General features: G+C 38.5%; 15 protein-coding genes. 6 read left to right on the top strand and 9 right to left on the bottom strand.

The window, feature by feature from the left end:
• The first annotated feature begins 189 nt into the window (after positions 1–189).
• Together ABMA76_RS03175 and ABMA76_RS03170 are read left to right on the top strand one after the other, a co-directional pair.
• The gene (locus ABMA76_RS03175) at positions 190–717 is read left to right on the top strand and encodes a sigma-70 family RNA polymerase sigma factor (RefSeq protein ID WP_392908938.1); all 528 of its coding nucleotides are present in this window, start codon (positions 190–192) and stop codon (positions 715–717) included.
• Positions 714–1,406 carry a cupin domain-containing protein gene (locus ABMA76_RS03170; RefSeq protein ID WP_392908936.1) on the top strand — a complete coding sequence of 231 codons (693 nt, stop codon included), beginning with the start codon at positions 714–716 and terminating at the stop codon, positions 1,404–1,406. Before ABMA76_RS03175 ends, ABMA76_RS03170 begins: the two co-directional genes overlap by 4 nt.
• A gap of 81 nt (positions 1,407–1,487) precedes the next feature.
• Here the strand turns inward: ABMA76_RS03170 and ABMA76_RS03165 are convergent, their stop codons facing one another.
• Together ABMA76_RS03165 and rimK are read right to left on the bottom strand one after the other, a co-directional pair.
• Complete coding sequence (locus tag ABMA76_RS03165; protein WP_393060937.1) at positions 1,488–2,513, bottom strand: succinylglutamate desuccinylase/aspartoacylase family protein; 1,026 nt, start codon at positions 2,511–2,513, stop codon at positions 1,488–1,490.
• Positions 2,514–3,407: a 30S ribosomal protein S6--L-glutamate ligase gene (gene rimK / locus ABMA76_RS03160; protein ID WP_393060935.1), complete on the bottom strand. Its 894-nt coding sequence runs from the start codon at positions 3,405–3,407 to the stop codon at positions 2,514–2,516.
• A 178-nt stretch (positions 3,408–3,585) separates the two neighbouring features.
• On the opposite strand from rimK, the gene ABMA76_RS03155 reads away from it, so the two are divergent.
• On the top strand, positions 3,586–3,933 hold the full coding sequence (locus tag ABMA76_RS03155) for a zinc ribbon domain-containing protein YjdM (RefSeq protein WP_393060933.1): 348 nt from the start codon (positions 3,586–3,588) through the stop codon (positions 3,931–3,933).
• Here ABMA76_RS03155 and egtD read toward each other — a convergent pair.
• Both egtD and egtB read right to left on the bottom strand, forming a co-directional pair.
• Positions 3,930–4,922: an L-histidine N(alpha)-methyltransferase gene (gene egtD / locus ABMA76_RS03150; RefSeq protein WP_393060931.1), complete on the bottom strand. Its 993-nt coding sequence runs from the start codon at positions 4,920–4,922 to the stop codon at positions 3,930–3,932. The genes ABMA76_RS03155 and egtD overlap by 4 nt on opposite strands.
• The gene (egtB, locus tag ABMA76_RS03145) at positions 4,922–6,088 is read right to left on the bottom strand and encodes an ergothioneine biosynthesis protein EgtB (RefSeq protein WP_393060929.1); all 1,167 of its coding nucleotides are present in this window, start codon (positions 6,086–6,088) and stop codon (positions 4,922–4,924) included. Before egtB ends, egtD begins: the two co-directional genes overlap by 1 nt.
• A 189-nt stretch (positions 6,089–6,277) precedes the next feature.
• On the opposite strand from egtB, the gene ABMA76_RS03140 reads away from it, so the two are divergent.
• On the top strand, positions 6,278–7,057 hold the full coding sequence (locus tag ABMA76_RS03140) for a hypothetical protein (protein ID WP_393060927.1): 780 nt from the start codon (positions 6,278–6,280) through the stop codon (positions 7,055–7,057).
• A gap of 36 nt (positions 7,058–7,093) precedes the next feature.
• On the opposite strand, the gene ABMA76_RS03135 is transcribed toward ABMA76_RS03140, so the two are convergent.
• The gene (locus ABMA76_RS03135) at positions 7,094–10,303 is read right to left on the bottom strand and encodes an RCC1 domain-containing protein (protein WP_392908929.1); all 3,210 of its coding nucleotides are present in this window, start codon (positions 10,301–10,303) and stop codon (positions 7,094–7,096) included.
• Between the two features lie 206 nt (positions 10,304–10,509).
• Here ABMA76_RS03135 and ABMA76_RS03130 point away from each other — a divergent pair, with 206 nt between their 5' ends.
• The gene (locus ABMA76_RS03130; protein ID WP_392908927.1) at positions 10,510–11,568 is read left to right on the top strand and encodes a hypothetical protein; all 1,059 of its coding nucleotides are present in this window, start codon (positions 10,510–10,512) and stop codon (positions 11,566–11,568) included.
• Here ABMA76_RS03130 and yghU read toward each other — a convergent pair.
• On the bottom strand, positions 11,565–12,422 hold the full coding sequence (gene yghU, locus ABMA76_RS03125; RefSeq protein ID WP_392908925.1) for a glutathione-dependent disulfide-bond oxidoreductase: 858 nt from the start codon (positions 12,420–12,422) through the stop codon (positions 11,565–11,567). The two genes, ABMA76_RS03130 and yghU, sit on opposite strands and share 4 nt — an antisense overlap.
• Before the next feature lie 108 nt (positions 12,423–12,530).
• On the opposite strand from yghU, the gene ABMA76_RS03120 reads away from it, so the two are divergent.
• Positions 12,531–13,043: a DUF3365 domain-containing protein gene (locus ABMA76_RS03120; RefSeq protein WP_393060925.1), complete on the top strand. Its 513-nt coding sequence runs from the start codon at positions 12,531–12,533 to the stop codon at positions 13,041–13,043.
• A 13-nt stretch (positions 13,044–13,056) separates the two neighbouring features.
• Here ABMA76_RS03120 and ABMA76_RS03115 read toward each other — a convergent pair whose 3' ends face one another.
• The 3 genes from ABMA76_RS03115 to ABMA76_RS03105 are packed head-to-tail and all read right to left on the bottom strand — an operon-like array spanning position 13,057 to position 16,244.
• On the bottom strand, positions 13,057–13,491 hold the full coding sequence (locus ABMA76_RS03115; RefSeq protein ID WP_392908921.1) for an OsmC family protein: 435 nt from the start codon (positions 13,489–13,491) through the stop codon (positions 13,057–13,059).
• Between the two features lie 12 nt (positions 13,492–13,503).
• Entirely contained in the window at positions 13,504–15,159 is a 1,656-nt protein-coding gene (locus tag ABMA76_RS03110; RefSeq protein WP_392908919.1) for a Na/Pi cotransporter family protein, read from the bottom strand.
• Between the two features lie 20 nt (positions 15,160–15,179).
• A complete protein-coding gene (locus ABMA76_RS03105; RefSeq protein ID WP_393060923.1) occupies positions 15,180–16,244 on the bottom strand; it encodes an AI-2E family transporter in 1,065 nt (354 codons plus the stop codon).
• Positions 16,245–16,249 lie beyond the last annotated feature (5 nt).

Raw genomic sequence — 16,249 nt, 5'->3', positions numbered from 1 at the left:
GATACTTAGTTTTTTTATTTTTACGAAGTGATCCAAATTGATGCGAGTAGCGTATTAAGTAATATGAAGGCATTTAGTGCAGCAAATGACTTACTAAATAACACAAGCATAAATTATGCTAAAATAATTCCTATTATAGGGAGAGCTGCTAAGGTGCAACTAAGTCTGTCAGACATTGAATATTTGCTTATGCAAATAGCGAAGGATAAGTCGCGAGATGCTTTCAAGAAGCTATTTGACTTCTATTATCCAAAAGTAATTGGATATGGCCTAAAAGGTGGCCTAAATAAAGAACAGTCTGCAGATATGGCACAAGAAGTGATGCTTAAAATCTGGAGAAATGCTCACCAATATAATAACGATAAAGGAAATATTAACACTTGGGTTTATGCAATTGTGAGAAATCAAAAATACGATCTATTAAGAAAACAAGGCAGAGATCCATTAAGTATCATCAGTGCAAATGATATTTTTGATGACGAATATCTTCAACAAGAAGATGAAGATTATAATAGTGAAGAAATTTTTCACTTAGCCTATACGAAAGAAATGATAAATAAGCTATCAATCGAACAGCAGGAAGTCCTTAACGGTATCTACCAAGAAGGACTAACTCAAAAAGAATTTGCAGAACAAGAAAAGATCCCGCTAGGCACAGTGAAGTCACGTATTCGCCTGGCCATTAAAAACCTAAAGATTATATTGGAGGAAAAGTGAAGAAGCTTTATCATCCAGACAGTGAATTAATAAAAAAATATGAATCTGGAGAGCTTGAAGCTGGGCTTGGGCTTCTAGTGAAGACTCACCTTAATAATTGTGAAGCCTGTCGTATACATGCAGAGTCAGAGATGGAGAGACAAGCAAGTGATTTCTTCCACTCTAGTTATACGACACAACTTTCTCAGGGTGAGAGTGATGATATTTTCAATTCAATTTTTGAAAAAGTTCAAGACGCGCAACCAAAGGTGGAAAGCAATAACGCCCACAGCCCAGCAACTCTAAAGTTTCATGATAAAACCTTTCCCCTGCCTGATACTCTTTCATTTGTTACAGAAAAAGAAATTAACTGGAAAGAATTTGGTGAAAATAGTGCTGTTGCCCAAGTGACATCTGGTAAGGCCGGAGGACTCTTCTTTATCTACCTTGGTCCAGGTGAAACTATCCCAAAGCATGGCCACCACGGAAGAGAGTATAGCTATGTTCTTGATGGGTATTACAGTAGTGATGGCCATAGGCTTGATACTGGAGACTTTTCAACTTTTGAGGAATCAGACACACATGAACCATCAACAACGAGTGAAGATGGATGCTTGGTTATTTCATGGGTCGAAAGGCGTCTAAATTTTCTTCATGGAGTTTTTGCACCACTGAATAGACTTCTATGGTGGTACTTGAAACGTTCATGAACTATTACCACAAATGTAGCCACTATTAAAATTTATATTATGCATTCTAAAGACTTCTTCTCTCATAGGTAGCGAGAAGAGCTAAACTTCAAAGTCGAAGTAATCAGAGAGCTCACCTTCCCCTTCTTGAAGATCATCAATATCATCGTGAGTATCTTCACAGAGGAAGCCAATATTATAAAGAGCGTCTCCGGCCATAACAACTGAAGACTTACTGATTCCTAGAATCACTCCATCATGCTCCATTGTAACTCGACTAATAAGTTCACCTGTAAGCTGCCTTAACTCACCAACAACTTCACCTTCTTTTACAATCTTTCCATGATGGGCCTTATTGATTAGAAGTCCACCTTTTGCGGCCCTCATCCACTTCGTTTTACGAATGATGAATTTCTCTTCTTTAAAGCTCTTTTTACTCTTAATCATGCCGTAGTGGCTCAAAATACTTTTAACGAGATTGACTCCATACTTTGCAATCGTCTCGTCAATACGAAGACCTTCTCCTCCCTCAAAGACGATGCAAGGACGGCCAAGATCATTAATGGCCTCTCTTAAGGAGCCATCTCTTAGAGTGCTATTAACAACAAGTGGGATACTGATATTGTTAACAAGATCTAGCATTCCTTCCGTGTCGAGGTCACAACGTATTTGCGGGATATTAAATCGCCCTGGGCCACCAGAGTGTAGGTCGACAAAGACATCTCCATATTTTGTAATTTGTTTGAAAATAAAATTAGCAAAGCGTGCGCCAAAGCTTCCCTTGGGCTTTCCAGGAAAGCAGCGATTTAAATCCTTGCGATCAGGTAGATAGCGCTGCTTATTAAGAAAACCATAGATATTAACGGCAGGAATAATAATCAAGGTTCCTTTAAGAAGCTTAAGCTTTCCCTTCATTAAAAGTTGGGCCGCTCTTAATCCATTGATCTCATCTCCGTGCATACATGCTGTTACCACAACACAGGGAGAAATCTCTTTCGTTGCACGATATATATAAATGGGAGCCTTTACTTTTTGTAGCCCATAGAAAGAAGGGAAATTGACAAACTCAACGATTGGTCTGCCAATTTCAACTTCTTCAACTTTTAATTTAAATAATTGATCCGTCAATTAGTTATCCTTGATGACTTTTGTGTAATTTTTTTCAACGTAGTCGATAATCTCAACGGCTATATTCTTATTTGTGCAGCCTTCAATTCCCTCCAGTCCTGGAGAAGAATTTACTTCTAAGATCTTTGGACCACTACCTGAGCGGATAATATCAACACCGGCCATATTAAGTTTCATCGCCTTTGCAGCTGCAATGGCAACCTTTCTTTCTTCTGGCGTGATCTTTACAGGAGTCCCGACACCACCTCTGTGAATATTAGAGCGGAACTCACCTTCTTTTGCTTGCCTCATCATTGTTCCGATAACCTTACCACCAACAACAAAGCAGCGAATATCAGCACCATTTGCATCCTTGATAAATTCTTGAACAAGAAAGTTTGCCTTAAGAATTCTAAAGGCATCAATTAAGCTCTCTGCAGCTTTCTTTGTCTCGGCCAGAATAACCCCTTTTCCTTGAGATCCTTCGATAAGCTTTACAACCATCGGTGCGCCACCAACTAGTTTAATTAGACTCTCTGTTTGTTGCGTATTATTTGCCATCCCCGTCTTAGGAAGAGGGAGATGTTTTTGCGATAAGATTTGAAGAGAGCGCAGCTTATCTCTTGAGCGTCCAATAGCATTGGATGAGTTTAAGCAGTAAACTCCCATCATTTCAAATTGTCGTACAATGGCCATCCCATAGGCACTAACACTTGCTCCAATTCTTGGTATGACAATATCAACCTTGTCTAATTTTCTCTTGCGGTAGTAAACCATTGGAGAACCCGTTACAACATCCATATAACATTTGTCTGGACGAACGACTTCCACATGGTGACCTCTAAGCTTAGCCTCTTCTACTAATCTCTTTGTCGAGTAAAGATTTTTATTAGAAGATAAAATCAAAATATTCATTTGTACTCCGTAAAAATAAAAAACTAATTTTGCACACCTATAATATAATCCAGAATTCGTGAACAATGACTATAAAAGTCAATATAATTCATAAATATTTAATTATATTTTAATATCTTTTTTCTTGTGAAAGAGTTGTCATATTTACAATAGGCCTTCAAAGGTTTACTCTTATCGAATGACAGAAGAAAATCAAACATGCCCAAAATGTAGTTCACCTTACGCCTATAACGATGGCCAATTATGGATTTGCCCAGAGTGTTTCAACGAGTGGAGCCTAGATGGAAGCTCGGAAGAAGATGACAGCACTCCACAATTTGTCGATGTAAACGGTGCTCAGTTACAAAACGGAGACTCTGTAACAGTTGTTAAAGATCTAAAGGCCGGAAAAGGTACAATTAAGTCTGGTACAAAAGTTAAGAATATCCGTCTACTAGATGATCCTGTTAATGGACACGACATCTCTTGTAAAGTCGATGGCCATGGCTCGATGTATCTAAAGTGCTCAGTTGTAAAGAAAGCCTAGTTTTTTACAACCTGCCAAAGAGAATCGATAAACAACTGATCTTTATCAGTAAAGTGATCCTTTAATTTGAAGCCCGTGTGCTGACACGTTCGCTCTATATCCTCTTTCGTGTACTTGAATGAATATTCGAGGTGTAGTGGCTCATAGGCTTCAAACTCAAAGCTATGCTCTAATTCTTTGATATACACTTCCTGTTTTTCCTTAGGAAGAAGATAACTCTCCATCGCCCCCAACTTTGGGTTAAAGACGCCTATATGCTGAAACTTCTCTTTATCAAAGTTTCCGCCGAGCTCTCGATTTATTCTATCAAGTAAATTGAGATTAAAATCACGAGTGTAGCCGCTAGAATCATTGTAAGCAGCACTTAGCTTTTCCACATCTTTCTTAAGATCAAAGCCAATGAGAAGATAATCGTCGCTATTTAAATACTTCCATAGCTGCCTAAGAAAATTCTCACTTTGGGTACGATCAAAGTTTCCAATATTTGATCCAAGAAAGAGAACTAACTTTCTCCTTTTAGATCTTTCTTTTAAAAACTTAAGCCCTTGTAAGTAATCCGCAACAATACCATGAATCTTTAACTCAGATTTGTGAGTGATATTCTCTTCCATCTGCTTAAGTGCTTGAGCTGAAATATCAATTGGAAAGTAGTTAACTTTCTTTCCTTGTCCTAAGAAACCATCGATGACTAGCTCACTCTTATGGCCATCACCAGCGCCAAGTTCGATGATATCAATTTCATCTTCGTTAATTAAATTCGCTATTTTTGCACTCGACTCTTTTAAGATATTAAACTCTGTGCGAGTTAAATAGTAGTCGTGGTGCTGTGTGATCTTTTGAAATAAATCACTTCCACGATCATCATAGAAATACTTTGTCGATAAGCGTTTTTCAGGCTTTGATAGGCCGGTTAAAACATCGATTGCAAACTCTTCTAAAAATTCTGAGTTTTGCTCTTCACTAACTTCTCTAAGTACTGACACTTCCATTATATATCCTTTGCAACTCTAATTCCCGAAAACATCCACCTCTGATGAGCACGGTAGAAGTTTCGGTATGTATTTCGGTAATGTTCATTTGGAGTCGCAAAGCAGCCTCCACGCAGAACAAACTGATTACACATAAATTTACTATTATATTCCCCTAGGGAACCCATATATGATTCATAAGATGGGTATGGTGAGTAATGTGATGAAGTCCAACACCAAAGCGGTAATTTCTTATCCCCAAGTGCCAGCTCTAATTCAAACTCTGTTGGTAAGCGCTGACCTGACCATTTTGCAAATGCCTGGGCCTCATATAAGCTTATATGAGTAACAGGGGCATACATATCAAGAGGCACTAAACCGTGAAGAGTGAATTCAAACCACTCACCTTCGATTAGTCTCCAATAAAGTGGAGAATAAATTTTTTCTTCGTTGATCCAATCCCAACCATCACTCAACCAATACTGAAAGCTCTGGTATCCTCCGGAGTTAATAAACTCTAAATACTCACCATTTGAAATATAGCTTTCACGAATGGCAAATGAGTTTATATATCTTTTGTGACATGGCCTCTCATTATCGTAAGCAAAGCCACTGTCACTATTACCTAGTTCATAAACTCCCTCTTTAAAGTGTCTCCACTTTAATGAACCGGCCGAGAATGCTTCCAATCTCTTTTCAGAGTAGACTGGAGAAAGCGGAGAAGAACTTAGGATATGTTTAATATCCATTAGTAGTAACTCTTGGTGCTGTTGTTCGTGATTTAGTCCAACTTCTAAAAGAAACTCAATTCTTTCAGGCTCCATTGTTGTCTCCAACAGGGTCAACATTGCAGTATCCACGTGATTGCGATAGCTCAGAACTTCTTGAACAGTGGGCCTAGATAAGAGGCCTCTCTTTTCTTGTTTCCAATGAGTCCCTACCGACTTGTAGTATGAATTAAATAACAAGCTATAATCATCATTAAATTTCTCATACCCTGCTAAGTACTTGGTCAGAATGAACTCTTCAAAGAACCAAGTCGTATGGGCCAGATGCCATTTGGGGGGGCTTACTTCCGGAGCTGATTGTACTGTAAAATCTTCAATCTTAAGACCGACGCAAATCTTTAAACTGGCCTCTCTAATGAGTCGGAATTTTTCGACGCACAGAGACTTTCGCTCAATCATATCTAGTAATTTATCGCTAAATGCTTCGATAATGACTCCAAAAAAATTATAAAATTAAGTTCTTCAAAAAATTACCTTTTGCGCTCTGGGATAAAAACTTAAGAATATTAAAATTTCTTAAAGAATAATTTGGTATGAATTTATGGCCTATAAGTAATAATTATAAATTGAGAACAAACAGGGAGAATTATGAAAGCTCATTTATCAATATTTATTTCTTCGCTTCTTCTATGCTCACCTTCTTTAGCAAAAGAAGTTCAAGATATGTCGGACCCTCTGGCCGTCTACACGCAGGCCGGACTTGGAGCAACTAACAAAGGGCTAAACGCAAAGATTGGTATTTCTTACGATACGGGAATCAAAGACGTTGCGGCCATGAATGTAATTGAGTTTAAAGGCTTCCTTGGTGATGACCTCGGTTGGGATCGTCCCTCAAAAAAGTCAAACCGCATGGATAATTTTCGTTTTAGAAACTTCAGCGCAAATATTAACAGCGGAAGGGGTTCTCAATTAGATATCAATTATAGCCTCAAAGAGTCACTCCTCGCAGAAAGAACAGGGAATGCTTCCTATTCAATCCTTCAAGCACTTCCAAAGTTTTGGATCGTTAACCTCTACCCTCTCGCTGGTGTCGGCGTCGAGTTTGGAAAAAATGCCATTGAAGATGATGCTAGTGTTGATAGTGGCTTCTCTGTTATTGGATTCAATAGTGTCGTTGGTTTCTACGGAAAATTTACGATTACAGATAAGATCTGGCTTAACTACAACCCTATCTGGGCAGCGGTACTTGCTGGCTCAGATCTTTATGAGTCATCTGGATATGGAGGAAAAGACAATATCCTTCTTCACGAATTTGCAGCAAGCTACCAATTTACTCCACGCTTTAACCTTCGCTATTTTGCGAATTGGAGTAACCTAGTAGACATTGCTGACGGTGACCATCGAATCGAATTTAATTATCAATTCTAGTATGTATAGTGCGCACAAAAGTACGGACTATATTTTCTAAGGCGTAATAAATCCAAAGGTCACAGATTCACCCAAGACAATATCACTAAAGCGCATCCCTCTTACAAATACCCTAGGAGTGTTGACAGAGTCATAGGACTCAGACTGGTCTAGTCCTGTTTCACCTGAGTTTGTATATCCAAAGCAATATAAGTCACCTGTTGTTTCTTCAAGCCCACATGTATGGTAACTACCACCATCTGCAACTAACTTATCCCATGTATGCCCTCCTACAACAGCAGTTGGAACACCGACATTAGAATCATGACCTAAACCTGTTGCACCGTTATTTCCACTTCCCCAGCAATGAGCAGTTTTGTCTGGTCTTAATGCACAAGCATAATTATATCCAGTTGATACTGAAGTCCATGTACCACCACCAGCAACAATGACTGGTACATTCGAGTTTGTATTAGCGGCATCATTTCCAAGCTGACCACTATTATCTCGTCCCCAGCAATAGATTTCATCACTAGTTGTAAGTCCACATGTGAAATGATCACCTGTTGTAATATCCTTAAATGTTAACCCACCAGAGACGGCAAGAGGCGAATTATTATTTGTCGAATTTGTATTTCCATCACCAAGCTGCCCATAGTTATTGGCCCCCCAGCAGTATGCAGTATTATCAGTTCGTATTCCACAAACATGAGATAAACCGACATCGATCTTAAGCCACTTATGACCACCTGTTACAATAACTGGATCATCATAAGTAGCAGTGGCCGCACCAGACCCAACTTCACCTTTAGTATTTTGTCCCCAACAATACGCATCTTGAGCAGTAGTAATACCACAGACAGTAAAGTGATATGCTGAGACATCGGCCCAAGAGTGAGAGCCAGTAACAAGTGTTGGTAAACTATATGGATTTGTATCTCCACTTCCATTTCCAACTTCACCGTAATCATCTCCTCCAGTACAGTAAAGATCGTCTGCTTGATCTATTCCACAAAAATGGGAATACCCAGCTGAAACCTTCTTCCACGTTGTAGTACTTGGAAATTTCTTTGGAAGATAAATACCACCAGAGTATAAGCCATTTCCTAGATGCCCATAGTTCCAATAGTAACCCCAACAATAAGCTTTTCCGGCGGTTGTGACTCCACAAGAACCATAATCAGCTCCAGTAGCTAAAGACCAATTGTGTCCTCCTTGGACAAGAACAGGTGACATCTGATGAGTTGAATTTCCATTACCAAGCTGTCCATCATCATTATATCCCCAGCAATACATCTGATTTGTCGAGTCGATAGCACAAGCATTTGAACCTCTAACACTTAAATCTGTCCATGTCTGTGCTCCTGAAATTTGAACAGGTGTGGTTGAAGGTGTCCCGTTACCATCACCAAGATAACCGTAGCCGCTTGAATCATTCCCCCAGCAATAGACATCGTTGGTATTTGTTAGTCCACAAGCATAATCATAATCAAGTTCAATTTTATTAAAAACATGGCCACCAGAGACAGGATTTGTTGGCTCATGGATATCGCCGGATGTACCATCACCAATAATATAGCGAGCACCAGCTCCCCAACAATAACCAACACCAGCAGTTGTTACGCCACAAGTTGAGTAATATCCAGTAGCAACGTATTTCCACTTGTGGCCACCATTTACAAGAACAGGAGTCGTCGCTGTTGCCGTCGTCCCATCACCTAGGCCACCATTATTATTTCGTCCCCAGCAATACATATCATCATTCATATCAATTCCACATGTATGGCTTACAAGTGAAGAGACCATCTTCCACTTTAGTCCCGTATTAATGAAAAGAGGTACGTTTGAATGTGTCGTGGTACCATTTCCGAAACGTCCCCATGATCCGTTATAACCCCAGCAGAAAAGATCATCGCTACTATCAATTGCACAAGTGAGATTTGAACCAGTTGTGACACTTTTCCAATTCTTTTCTGGCATAACAATTTGAGGAACATAAGCAGGGTCATCGATACCATGACCAATTTCGCCATCCCAATTACCTCCAAAGCAGTAAAGCTTAGAGTCTGTATCAATTCCACAGGTATGCTGTAGCCCACCAACTAAACTTGCCCATTGAATCCCACCAGTAACTTCTGTAAAGTCATTAGGAATAACAGAAAGAAAATTATTTGGATCATAAACATTGGCAACAGTTCCGATATCCCATGCTCCAAACATATAAAGGTTTCCAGCACGAAATCCATAGGCACTCCCTTGAAGCATATGCTCTGAGGAAACAATTGAACCATCTCCTACGTACATATAGGCTAAGAAGAATCCATCTATCCCAGAATTAATTCGCACATCAATAGTACAAGTCCCTCCAGGGTTTAGACTCGTTCCAGTACAAGTATCCGTTGCTACTTCAAAATAATTCTTACCACCGTATATAACGGGTGCAAGTAGAGGGCCTGTTGCAATACCACCGGAGTTTGTTAGTGTAATCACTTCAACTCCACCGGGCGCAACTCCACCTGGCTGATAAAGTGTAGAAAACGCAGAGCTACCTAAAGTTAGAGACCCTGAAATAGAAAGAGTTGTATACGTATCCGATACCACAACACTTGTGTTTCCCGCTTCATCAATGGCGCGAATTTCGATTCGATAATCTTCACCTCCATCAAGAGATAGGCCACTTACAGAATCTCCCTTTGTAAAAGAAGTCCAATCCTGCTCAACAGAGGAATCAGAATCTTTTACGACTCTTACCTGATAGCCAACAAGAACAAGGTTGTCAGTTGAGTCTGTCGTCCATGTAATAGTAGGAGTTGTTGATAAGCTTGCCGGAACCGTCCCAAGAGTTAGGGCCGAAACGGCAGTAGGATCTGTTGTATCCAGAGTAATTGTTTTTTTGACTGTCTCAGAAGAAATAGCATTAGAGCTATCGGCCCCAAAAATATAAACAGTCTTTAGCCCATCACCACCAGAGAGTGCAAATGAAGAAGGAAAGCCAGTTACCCAATTGCCACCCCCACATGAACCAGCACTTGTATCAATAGGTGCAACTGTTTGCGTTTCACTAATACAATATTGAGTAAGGTCATCACCACCACTTTTAGCGATATCTATATTATTAGTCACTGAATGTGTTGTTGAACCTGAACTACTATCACTTAAGATAACTTCTAGGCCCGCTACTTCAAATCCAAAATTAAATGTAACTTCAGATTCTTTCAAACAACTAGTCATTAAAAGAATAACCGACAATAATAATATATTTCTCATTTTCCTCACCTTATAAAATCAACATAATTTCTATCGGTTAATACTTTTCACTTATTTAAATAAAAATTTACTATTGGTAAAAAAAATTTAGAAAAATTGAGGCTTTACATCGGTTATCTTTTTATTGACTGCAGAAATCGCTCTATTTTAAGAAGGAAGGTTTTAAATTAAAATAATTTAACCAAAGTAAATAAAAGAGAGTAGAAATGAAACAAAGATTATTAAAACTAACTTGCCTTTTCCTTTTGTCATTAAATTATCTTTATGCGGATTCAATAAACTTTGAGGAATCAAAGAGAAACTCTAAGCATCAATACCTTAGGCTTTCCTATCAGTCTGTAAACAGTGAAAATCTTGAGACTATCTATGAGCAGATTTTAATTGATTCTTATAGCTATACTGAAGAAGATGCGATGGCCAAGAAAACAAAACGTGAAAATGGTCAAATTAAAGATTGGAATAAGTTAAAAGAAAAAAACTTCAGACTCTATGTTGATATTGAGCTTATCGATATTAATAAATTTATGAGCTTTCTAAATTTAACAGATGAGCAAGTTAAGGCCCTATTTGGTGTTGTAAAAGCAAAGGAGCAAGTCCCTCAAGCACAAAAGAACTCGAAGCCATTAAGTTTTTCAGTTTTCTATATGACTTCCCTTGGGGAGTTTAACCAAAAAAGTACCCCGGGCTCAGTTGAATTTAAGCAAAACTCTTCTGTTTCTCTAGGTCTAACAAGTAATTATCAAATTAATGCAAAGTATGGCGCGCAAGCTAGCCTTTATTACTCTCAGCTAAATACTGCTTCTGCAAATAAGTATCTTGATAATGTTTCCGTAGATCCAGAGATTGGATTTAACTTATATGGTACTTATAAATTTGCTGACTACGGATTCGAAGCGTATGGAGGTCTTGATTTTGAACGTTTTAATACTTTCAATTTTGACGGCCTAACAGATGCTGATGAAGTCACATTTGATAAGAACCAAATCTTTTTCTTAACAGTAGGAGTTCAAAAGAATTTCAAGTTATATCGAAGAAACTTCTTAGCAAAATTTAGCTACTCTCACTCAGTGCTTTCAAGTCGTGAGATTGGTTATGCAAATACAAGTGATAAGCAAGAGTTTACTGGAGGTAAGGCCATGGCCTATGTCATGGGTGATATCACAAAGAAGATCTTTGCTCACGTCATCTTTAAAATGCACTTTATGGATGGCCCAACCGACTTAACAGTAAATCGACTAGGCCTAGGGTTTGGTTATAAATTTTAACGATATGTAATATCCTTAGCGTCAAAGTCACTCTGACTATGGCGCTCAAGGATTTGTTGATCTTCATCTCCCCAAGCGCGATTGACTAGCCTTCCTCTTAAAACCGCTGGTCTCTTAATTAATTCATCTGCCCAACGAATAACATTCTTATACTCATGGACAGACAAGAATTCTGCTGCATCATAGATCTTGCCCTTCACAAGTGCCCCATACCAAGGGAAGATTGCCATATCGGCAATTGAGTATTCATCACCTGCGATAAACTTATGATTTGCTAATTGCTTATCAAGTACATCCAGCTGCCTCTTTACTTCCATAGCAAAGCGATCTATTGGATACTCAAACTTCTCCGGCGCATAGGCATAGAAATGACCAAAGCCTCCTCCTAGATATGGAGCACTTCCCATCTGCCAAAAGAGCCAATTAAATACTTCTGCTCTCTTAGGTAGATCCTTTGGTAAGAAGTGACCAAATTTCTCGGCCAAGTGAACAAGAATTGAAGCCGATTCAAAAACTCGTATTGGATTTCCATCATTCTTATCAAGTAATGCAGGTATTTTCGAGTTTGGGTTTATAGCAACAAAGTCAGAGCCAAACTGATCAGCTTCTCCAATATTAATTAAGTAAGCATCATACTCAGCTTCTTTAATTCCTAGCTCTAATAGCTCTTCAAGCATAATTGTAACCTTAACTCCATTAGGCGTTCCTAACGAGTATAGCTGGAACGGATGATCCCCTTGAGGAAGCTTCTTTTCAAAGCGTGCCCCTGCTGTCGGGCGATTGATACTTGCGAACTCTCCCCCATTGCCTTCTTTAAATGTCCATACTTTTGGTGGTGTATATTTTTGATCCATATTTTTCTCCTCGTAATTCATAAAGTATAACAACCATTGAAGGTAAAAAAAAATCTAAACTTGACGAAGATCAAACTTACTAAACAGAGATTATGGTAGGATATTTATATGAAAAAAATCATTATCTCCCTACTATTTACATCAAGTTTATTTGCCTCTGAAAAAGCGGCCGTCCAAGCAATCCAAAAGACAGCAATGGCACTAAAGAAAGAGCTACAATCAGCAATGAAAGTGTCACCTGTTAATGCTGTGTCAGTTTGCAACACAAAGGCCATGCCGATAACTAAGAAGTACCATGAAGAAGGTATTGAAGTTGGTCGCGTTAGCCTAAAAAATCGAAATCCAAATAATACTGTTAAAGGCTGGATGAATGACGCGATTATGAGTTATGAATCTGGAAAAAATAAGAAGAAATACTCTGTCGTTAGAATTGATTCTGATCGCAATGGTATTATTATGCCTATCAAAACAATGCCTCTTTGTCTGAACTGCCATGGGGATAACCTAAAACCAGAAGTACAAACTAAAATATCTCATCTCTATCCAAGTGATAAGGCCACTGGCTACAAGAGTGGCGATATTCGTGGCTACTTTTGGGCAACTTTTAAAACAGAAAAGTAGAAATATAACAAGACTACTTTTTTGCTAAATTCTTTATTTTAGGGTGCAGTGTAAATTCACACTTCATGGACTTAGTTACCAAACAATTATCCTTGGCCTTATAGAGAAGATCTAAGTAGGGATCAACATCAGACTCACAACAAATCTCCAGAAAAACGTGGATATCACATTTCGTAAACTCGTAGCCTTTAGCGACTTTCTCGAGATGAGCATCGGCCTTAACTTCAATATTTCTAAATTCAAGTTTTTTAAAAGAAGCAAATGATTTGAATGTTAAGATATAGCAACTTGAGATACTTGCACTAAAAAGGTCCTCAGGGCTCCACTCAGTGTCGACTCCGTTAAACTCAGGAGGTGGAGTCACCGTGATTGATTGCTTCTTATCCGCAGACAAACTTAATTCAATACTTTCTGAGTCTCCCTTAGTTATAGTAGTATACGTTGCCATAATTTCTCCTATTTAAACATGGGCCTGGGCCGCATTCTCTGTGTGGCTTCTAATTTTTCTAAGGGCCACGATCATATCAGAATATGTAAGAGCACCCAGAGCATCATATTCACCACTTGAAACACGATCCAAATGTTTCTTTCTTATTTGCTCAGCTTGATCTCTTAGTTCTTTTGACTTACGTTCCGCAACGCTATAGTCCACTCGATCAAGTGAGATTTGATTTGATACTGAATCATAAAATGCCTTAACATTAACAAACAAGGCATCAAAATCTTTCTTTGCTTCATCACGCATGAGTTTAGAGATATCACCACGAGCACTGTATGCAATAAGTCTTTCAATATAATCAGCAATACTCTCAAGCTCATCAACTTCTTTAATCATCGATTGGGCACGACGAGATTCATCTTCACTTAAAGGATTAACCATAAGTTTAACAATGAAGATGGTAACTTCTTTTTGAATATTGTCAGTGATTCTCTCGTAGTCCTTGGCCTTAAGAGAAATTCGTTCTTGATCTTTGAAATTTTGTTTTATGTAAATCTCTTCGGCCAGAGCGTAAAGTCTAGAAACAATATCTTTCATTTTATTAACTTCGGCCTGTGCCTGAGCAAGTGCTGCGGCCGTCACCATTTGACTAGGGTCTCCAAGCATCACAAGATGATGTTGCTCCTTTTCTCCCGTCGCAGGAGTGATCTTAGTGACAAAGTTTGCGAGCTGAGTAAGAAATGGAATAAAGATAATTGTTGCGGCAACATTGAAGATCGTATGTCCAGTTGCAATATGAACTGCAACATTAACAAAGTCACCTTCTGCGTTCACTGCATTGGCAGCTCCAGGAACAAGATAATCAATAAACTCAACATAGAATGGAAAGAATACGAAAATAATAAGAACACCCAGAAGATTGAAAATAGCGTGTGCACGAGCGGCCCTTTTGGCCGTTATATTTGCTCCAACGCTAGCGAGAAGTGCAGTGATTGTCGTTCCAATATTCTCACCTAATACCAGTGCCGCTGCCGTATGAAATTGGATAACTCCAGAGCTAGCAAGAGCTATGGTTATCCCTAGCATGGCCGAAGAAGATTGAATAACGACAGTCAAAATACATCCAACGATAATACACGCAAAGTATGCTCCATAATTTTGTTCGGAAAAATATGAAATCATACTTAAGAATTCTGGCATCGTTCTTAGAGGCTTAAAAGCATTAGACATAATACTTAGACCAAAGAAGATCATCCCGACAGAAAATAGAATACGACCAATTTGACGATAGCGATTAGTTTTAGCAAATAAGAGGGGAAAAATACCTAGGCCAATAAAAAGTAGGCCATACTTCCCTACCTTAATTGAGATAATCCAACCGGTAACAGTTGTTCCAATATTTGCACCTAAAATGACACCGATTGCTTGGCTTAAGTTCATTAGGCCAGCGTTAACAAAACCTACCGTCATAACAGATGTGACAGATGAGCTTTGAACAAAGATCGTGACAAGAGTTCCAACGATGATAGCAGAGAAGCGATTTGTTGTAATTTTGTTAATCGTATTTTTTACAACATCACCGGCAACAGACTGCAAGGCCTCTGACATATTCTTCATTCCATAGAAGAAAATTCCAAGTCCTCCAAAAACAGAATAAATGAGCTTAAAGACTTCCACTGCCCTTCACTTCCTTCCGCCTATGATACGACGTTATATTGATCATGATAAATTTCAACAATTGTCAAAAAGAGGATTCCAATAATTGGGCCATAGAAAATACCACCCATTCCAAATACTCCCATTCCTCCAATAATTGCGAGCAAGACAAAAGTTGAATTAATTTGAATACGATTTCCAATGAATTTTGGCTTAAACCAATTTTCAACAATCAGGCCAACAAGTGCTGTAAAAATAAATAAAGTAACTCCAGCAAAAGCTTTTCCAGTTAAAACAAGATATAGGCTTGCCGGAATTGTAACAATCGAAATCCCGACTAAAGGAACGAATGCTAGAAAGATCATAAGCACTGTCCATAGAATGACAGATTCAAAGCCAGCAATCCAAAGCGCAATTCCACCTAGAACACCTTGGATAACACCACCAACACCATTACATACCAGAGTCACGTAATTCATTTGGTTAAATTTATCGAGAATCTTTTGTTCTTGATCAGATGGAAGTGGCGATAAATCAAAAATATATGTTTTCAGTCTTTTTCCTTCGACAAAAATACCAAAGACTACAATCATCATAATCGCAAGATCAAAAATGAAAGTAATGATATTTCCAACGATAGAATTAATACTTGAAATAACTGTTCCAGAGATTCCTTTGAGAGTTCCGAATACTGTTGTCTTAACTTGCTCCATGTCAATATCGACACCTGTGATATCAGAAACACTTTTAATAAGAACAGCAACTGGTCCATCTCCGAATAAGAAATCATTTACCTCATGATGAGACATTGCCTTCATTATTGTTTGATATAGACTTAAGGCTTCCTTGCTAAGAGCAATTGATAAGAAAATAAGTGGAATAAGAACCAATAGAATAATAATACAGCTTGTAACTGTGGCCGCTAAATTATCAGAGAGTTTATACTTCTCAATTAGGCGATTATTTAATGGATTAAAAACACCTGCTAAGACAAAGCCAAAAATAATTGGAGCAATCATTTGCTTGGCCATCATCCAAACAAGGTAACAGACTAAAAGAAAGATACAACCGAAGAATACGTACGTTACGTTAAATTTATTTTGCATGTAAA

The sequence above is a fragment of the Halobacteriovorax sp. ZH5_bin.2 genome (assembly GCF_043196375.1).
In the GTDB taxonomy this organism is placed as follows: domain Bacteria; phylum Bdellovibrionota; class Bacteriovoracia; order Bacteriovoracales; family Bacteriovoracaceae; genus Halobacteriovorax_A.
Note: the sequence above shows the minus strand (reverse complement) of the source record. Positions and strands in the feature narration are given on the sequence as shown.

What these genes read in the sequence shown, in the direction of transcription:
- yghU (WP_392908925.1), bottom strand. Translation starts at nt 12,422, where the DNA reads ATGGATCAAAAATATACACCACCAAAAGTATGGACATTTAAAGAAGGC.
- rimK (WP_393060935.1), bottom strand. Translation starts at nt 3,407, where the DNA reads ATGAATATTTTGATTTTATCTTCTAATAAAAATCTTTACTCGACAAAG.
- ABMA76_RS03130 (WP_392908927.1), top strand. Translation starts at nt 10,510, where the DNA reads ATGAAACAAAGATTATTAAAACTAACTTGCCTTTTCCTTTTGTCATTA.
- egtD (WP_393060931.1), bottom strand. Translation starts at nt 4,922, where the DNA reads ATGGAAGTGTCAGTACTTAGAGAAGTTAGTGAAGAGCAAAACTCAGAA.
- ABMA76_RS03135 (WP_392908929.1), bottom strand. Translation starts at nt 10,303, where the DNA reads ATGAGAAATATATTATTATTGTCGGTTATTCTTTTAATGACTAGTTGT.
- ABMA76_RS03105 (WP_393060923.1), bottom strand. Translation starts at nt 16,244, where the DNA reads ATGCAAAATAAATTTAACGTAACGTACGTATTCTTCGGTTGTATCTTT.
- egtB (WP_393060929.1), bottom strand. Translation starts at nt 6,088, where the DNA reads ATGATTGAGCGAAAGTCTCTGTGCGTCGAAAAATTCCGACTCATTAGA.
- ABMA76_RS03175 (WP_392908938.1), top strand. Translation starts at nt 190, where the DNA reads ATGCAAATAGCGAAGGATAAGTCGCGAGATGCTTTCAAGAAGCTATTT.
- ABMA76_RS03120 (WP_393060925.1), top strand. Translation starts at nt 12,531, where the DNA reads ATGAAAAAAATCATTATCTCCCTACTATTTACATCAAGTTTATTTGCC.
- ABMA76_RS03155 (WP_393060933.1), top strand. Translation starts at nt 3,586, where the DNA reads ATGACAGAAGAAAATCAAACATGCCCAAAATGTAGTTCACCTTACGCC.
- ABMA76_RS03140 (WP_393060927.1), top strand. Translation starts at nt 6,278, where the DNA reads ATGAAAGCTCATTTATCAATATTTATTTCTTCGCTTCTTCTATGCTCA.
- ABMA76_RS03115 (WP_392908921.1), bottom strand. Translation starts at nt 13,491, where the DNA reads ATGGCAACGTATACTACTATAACTAAGGGAGACTCAGAAAGTATTGAA.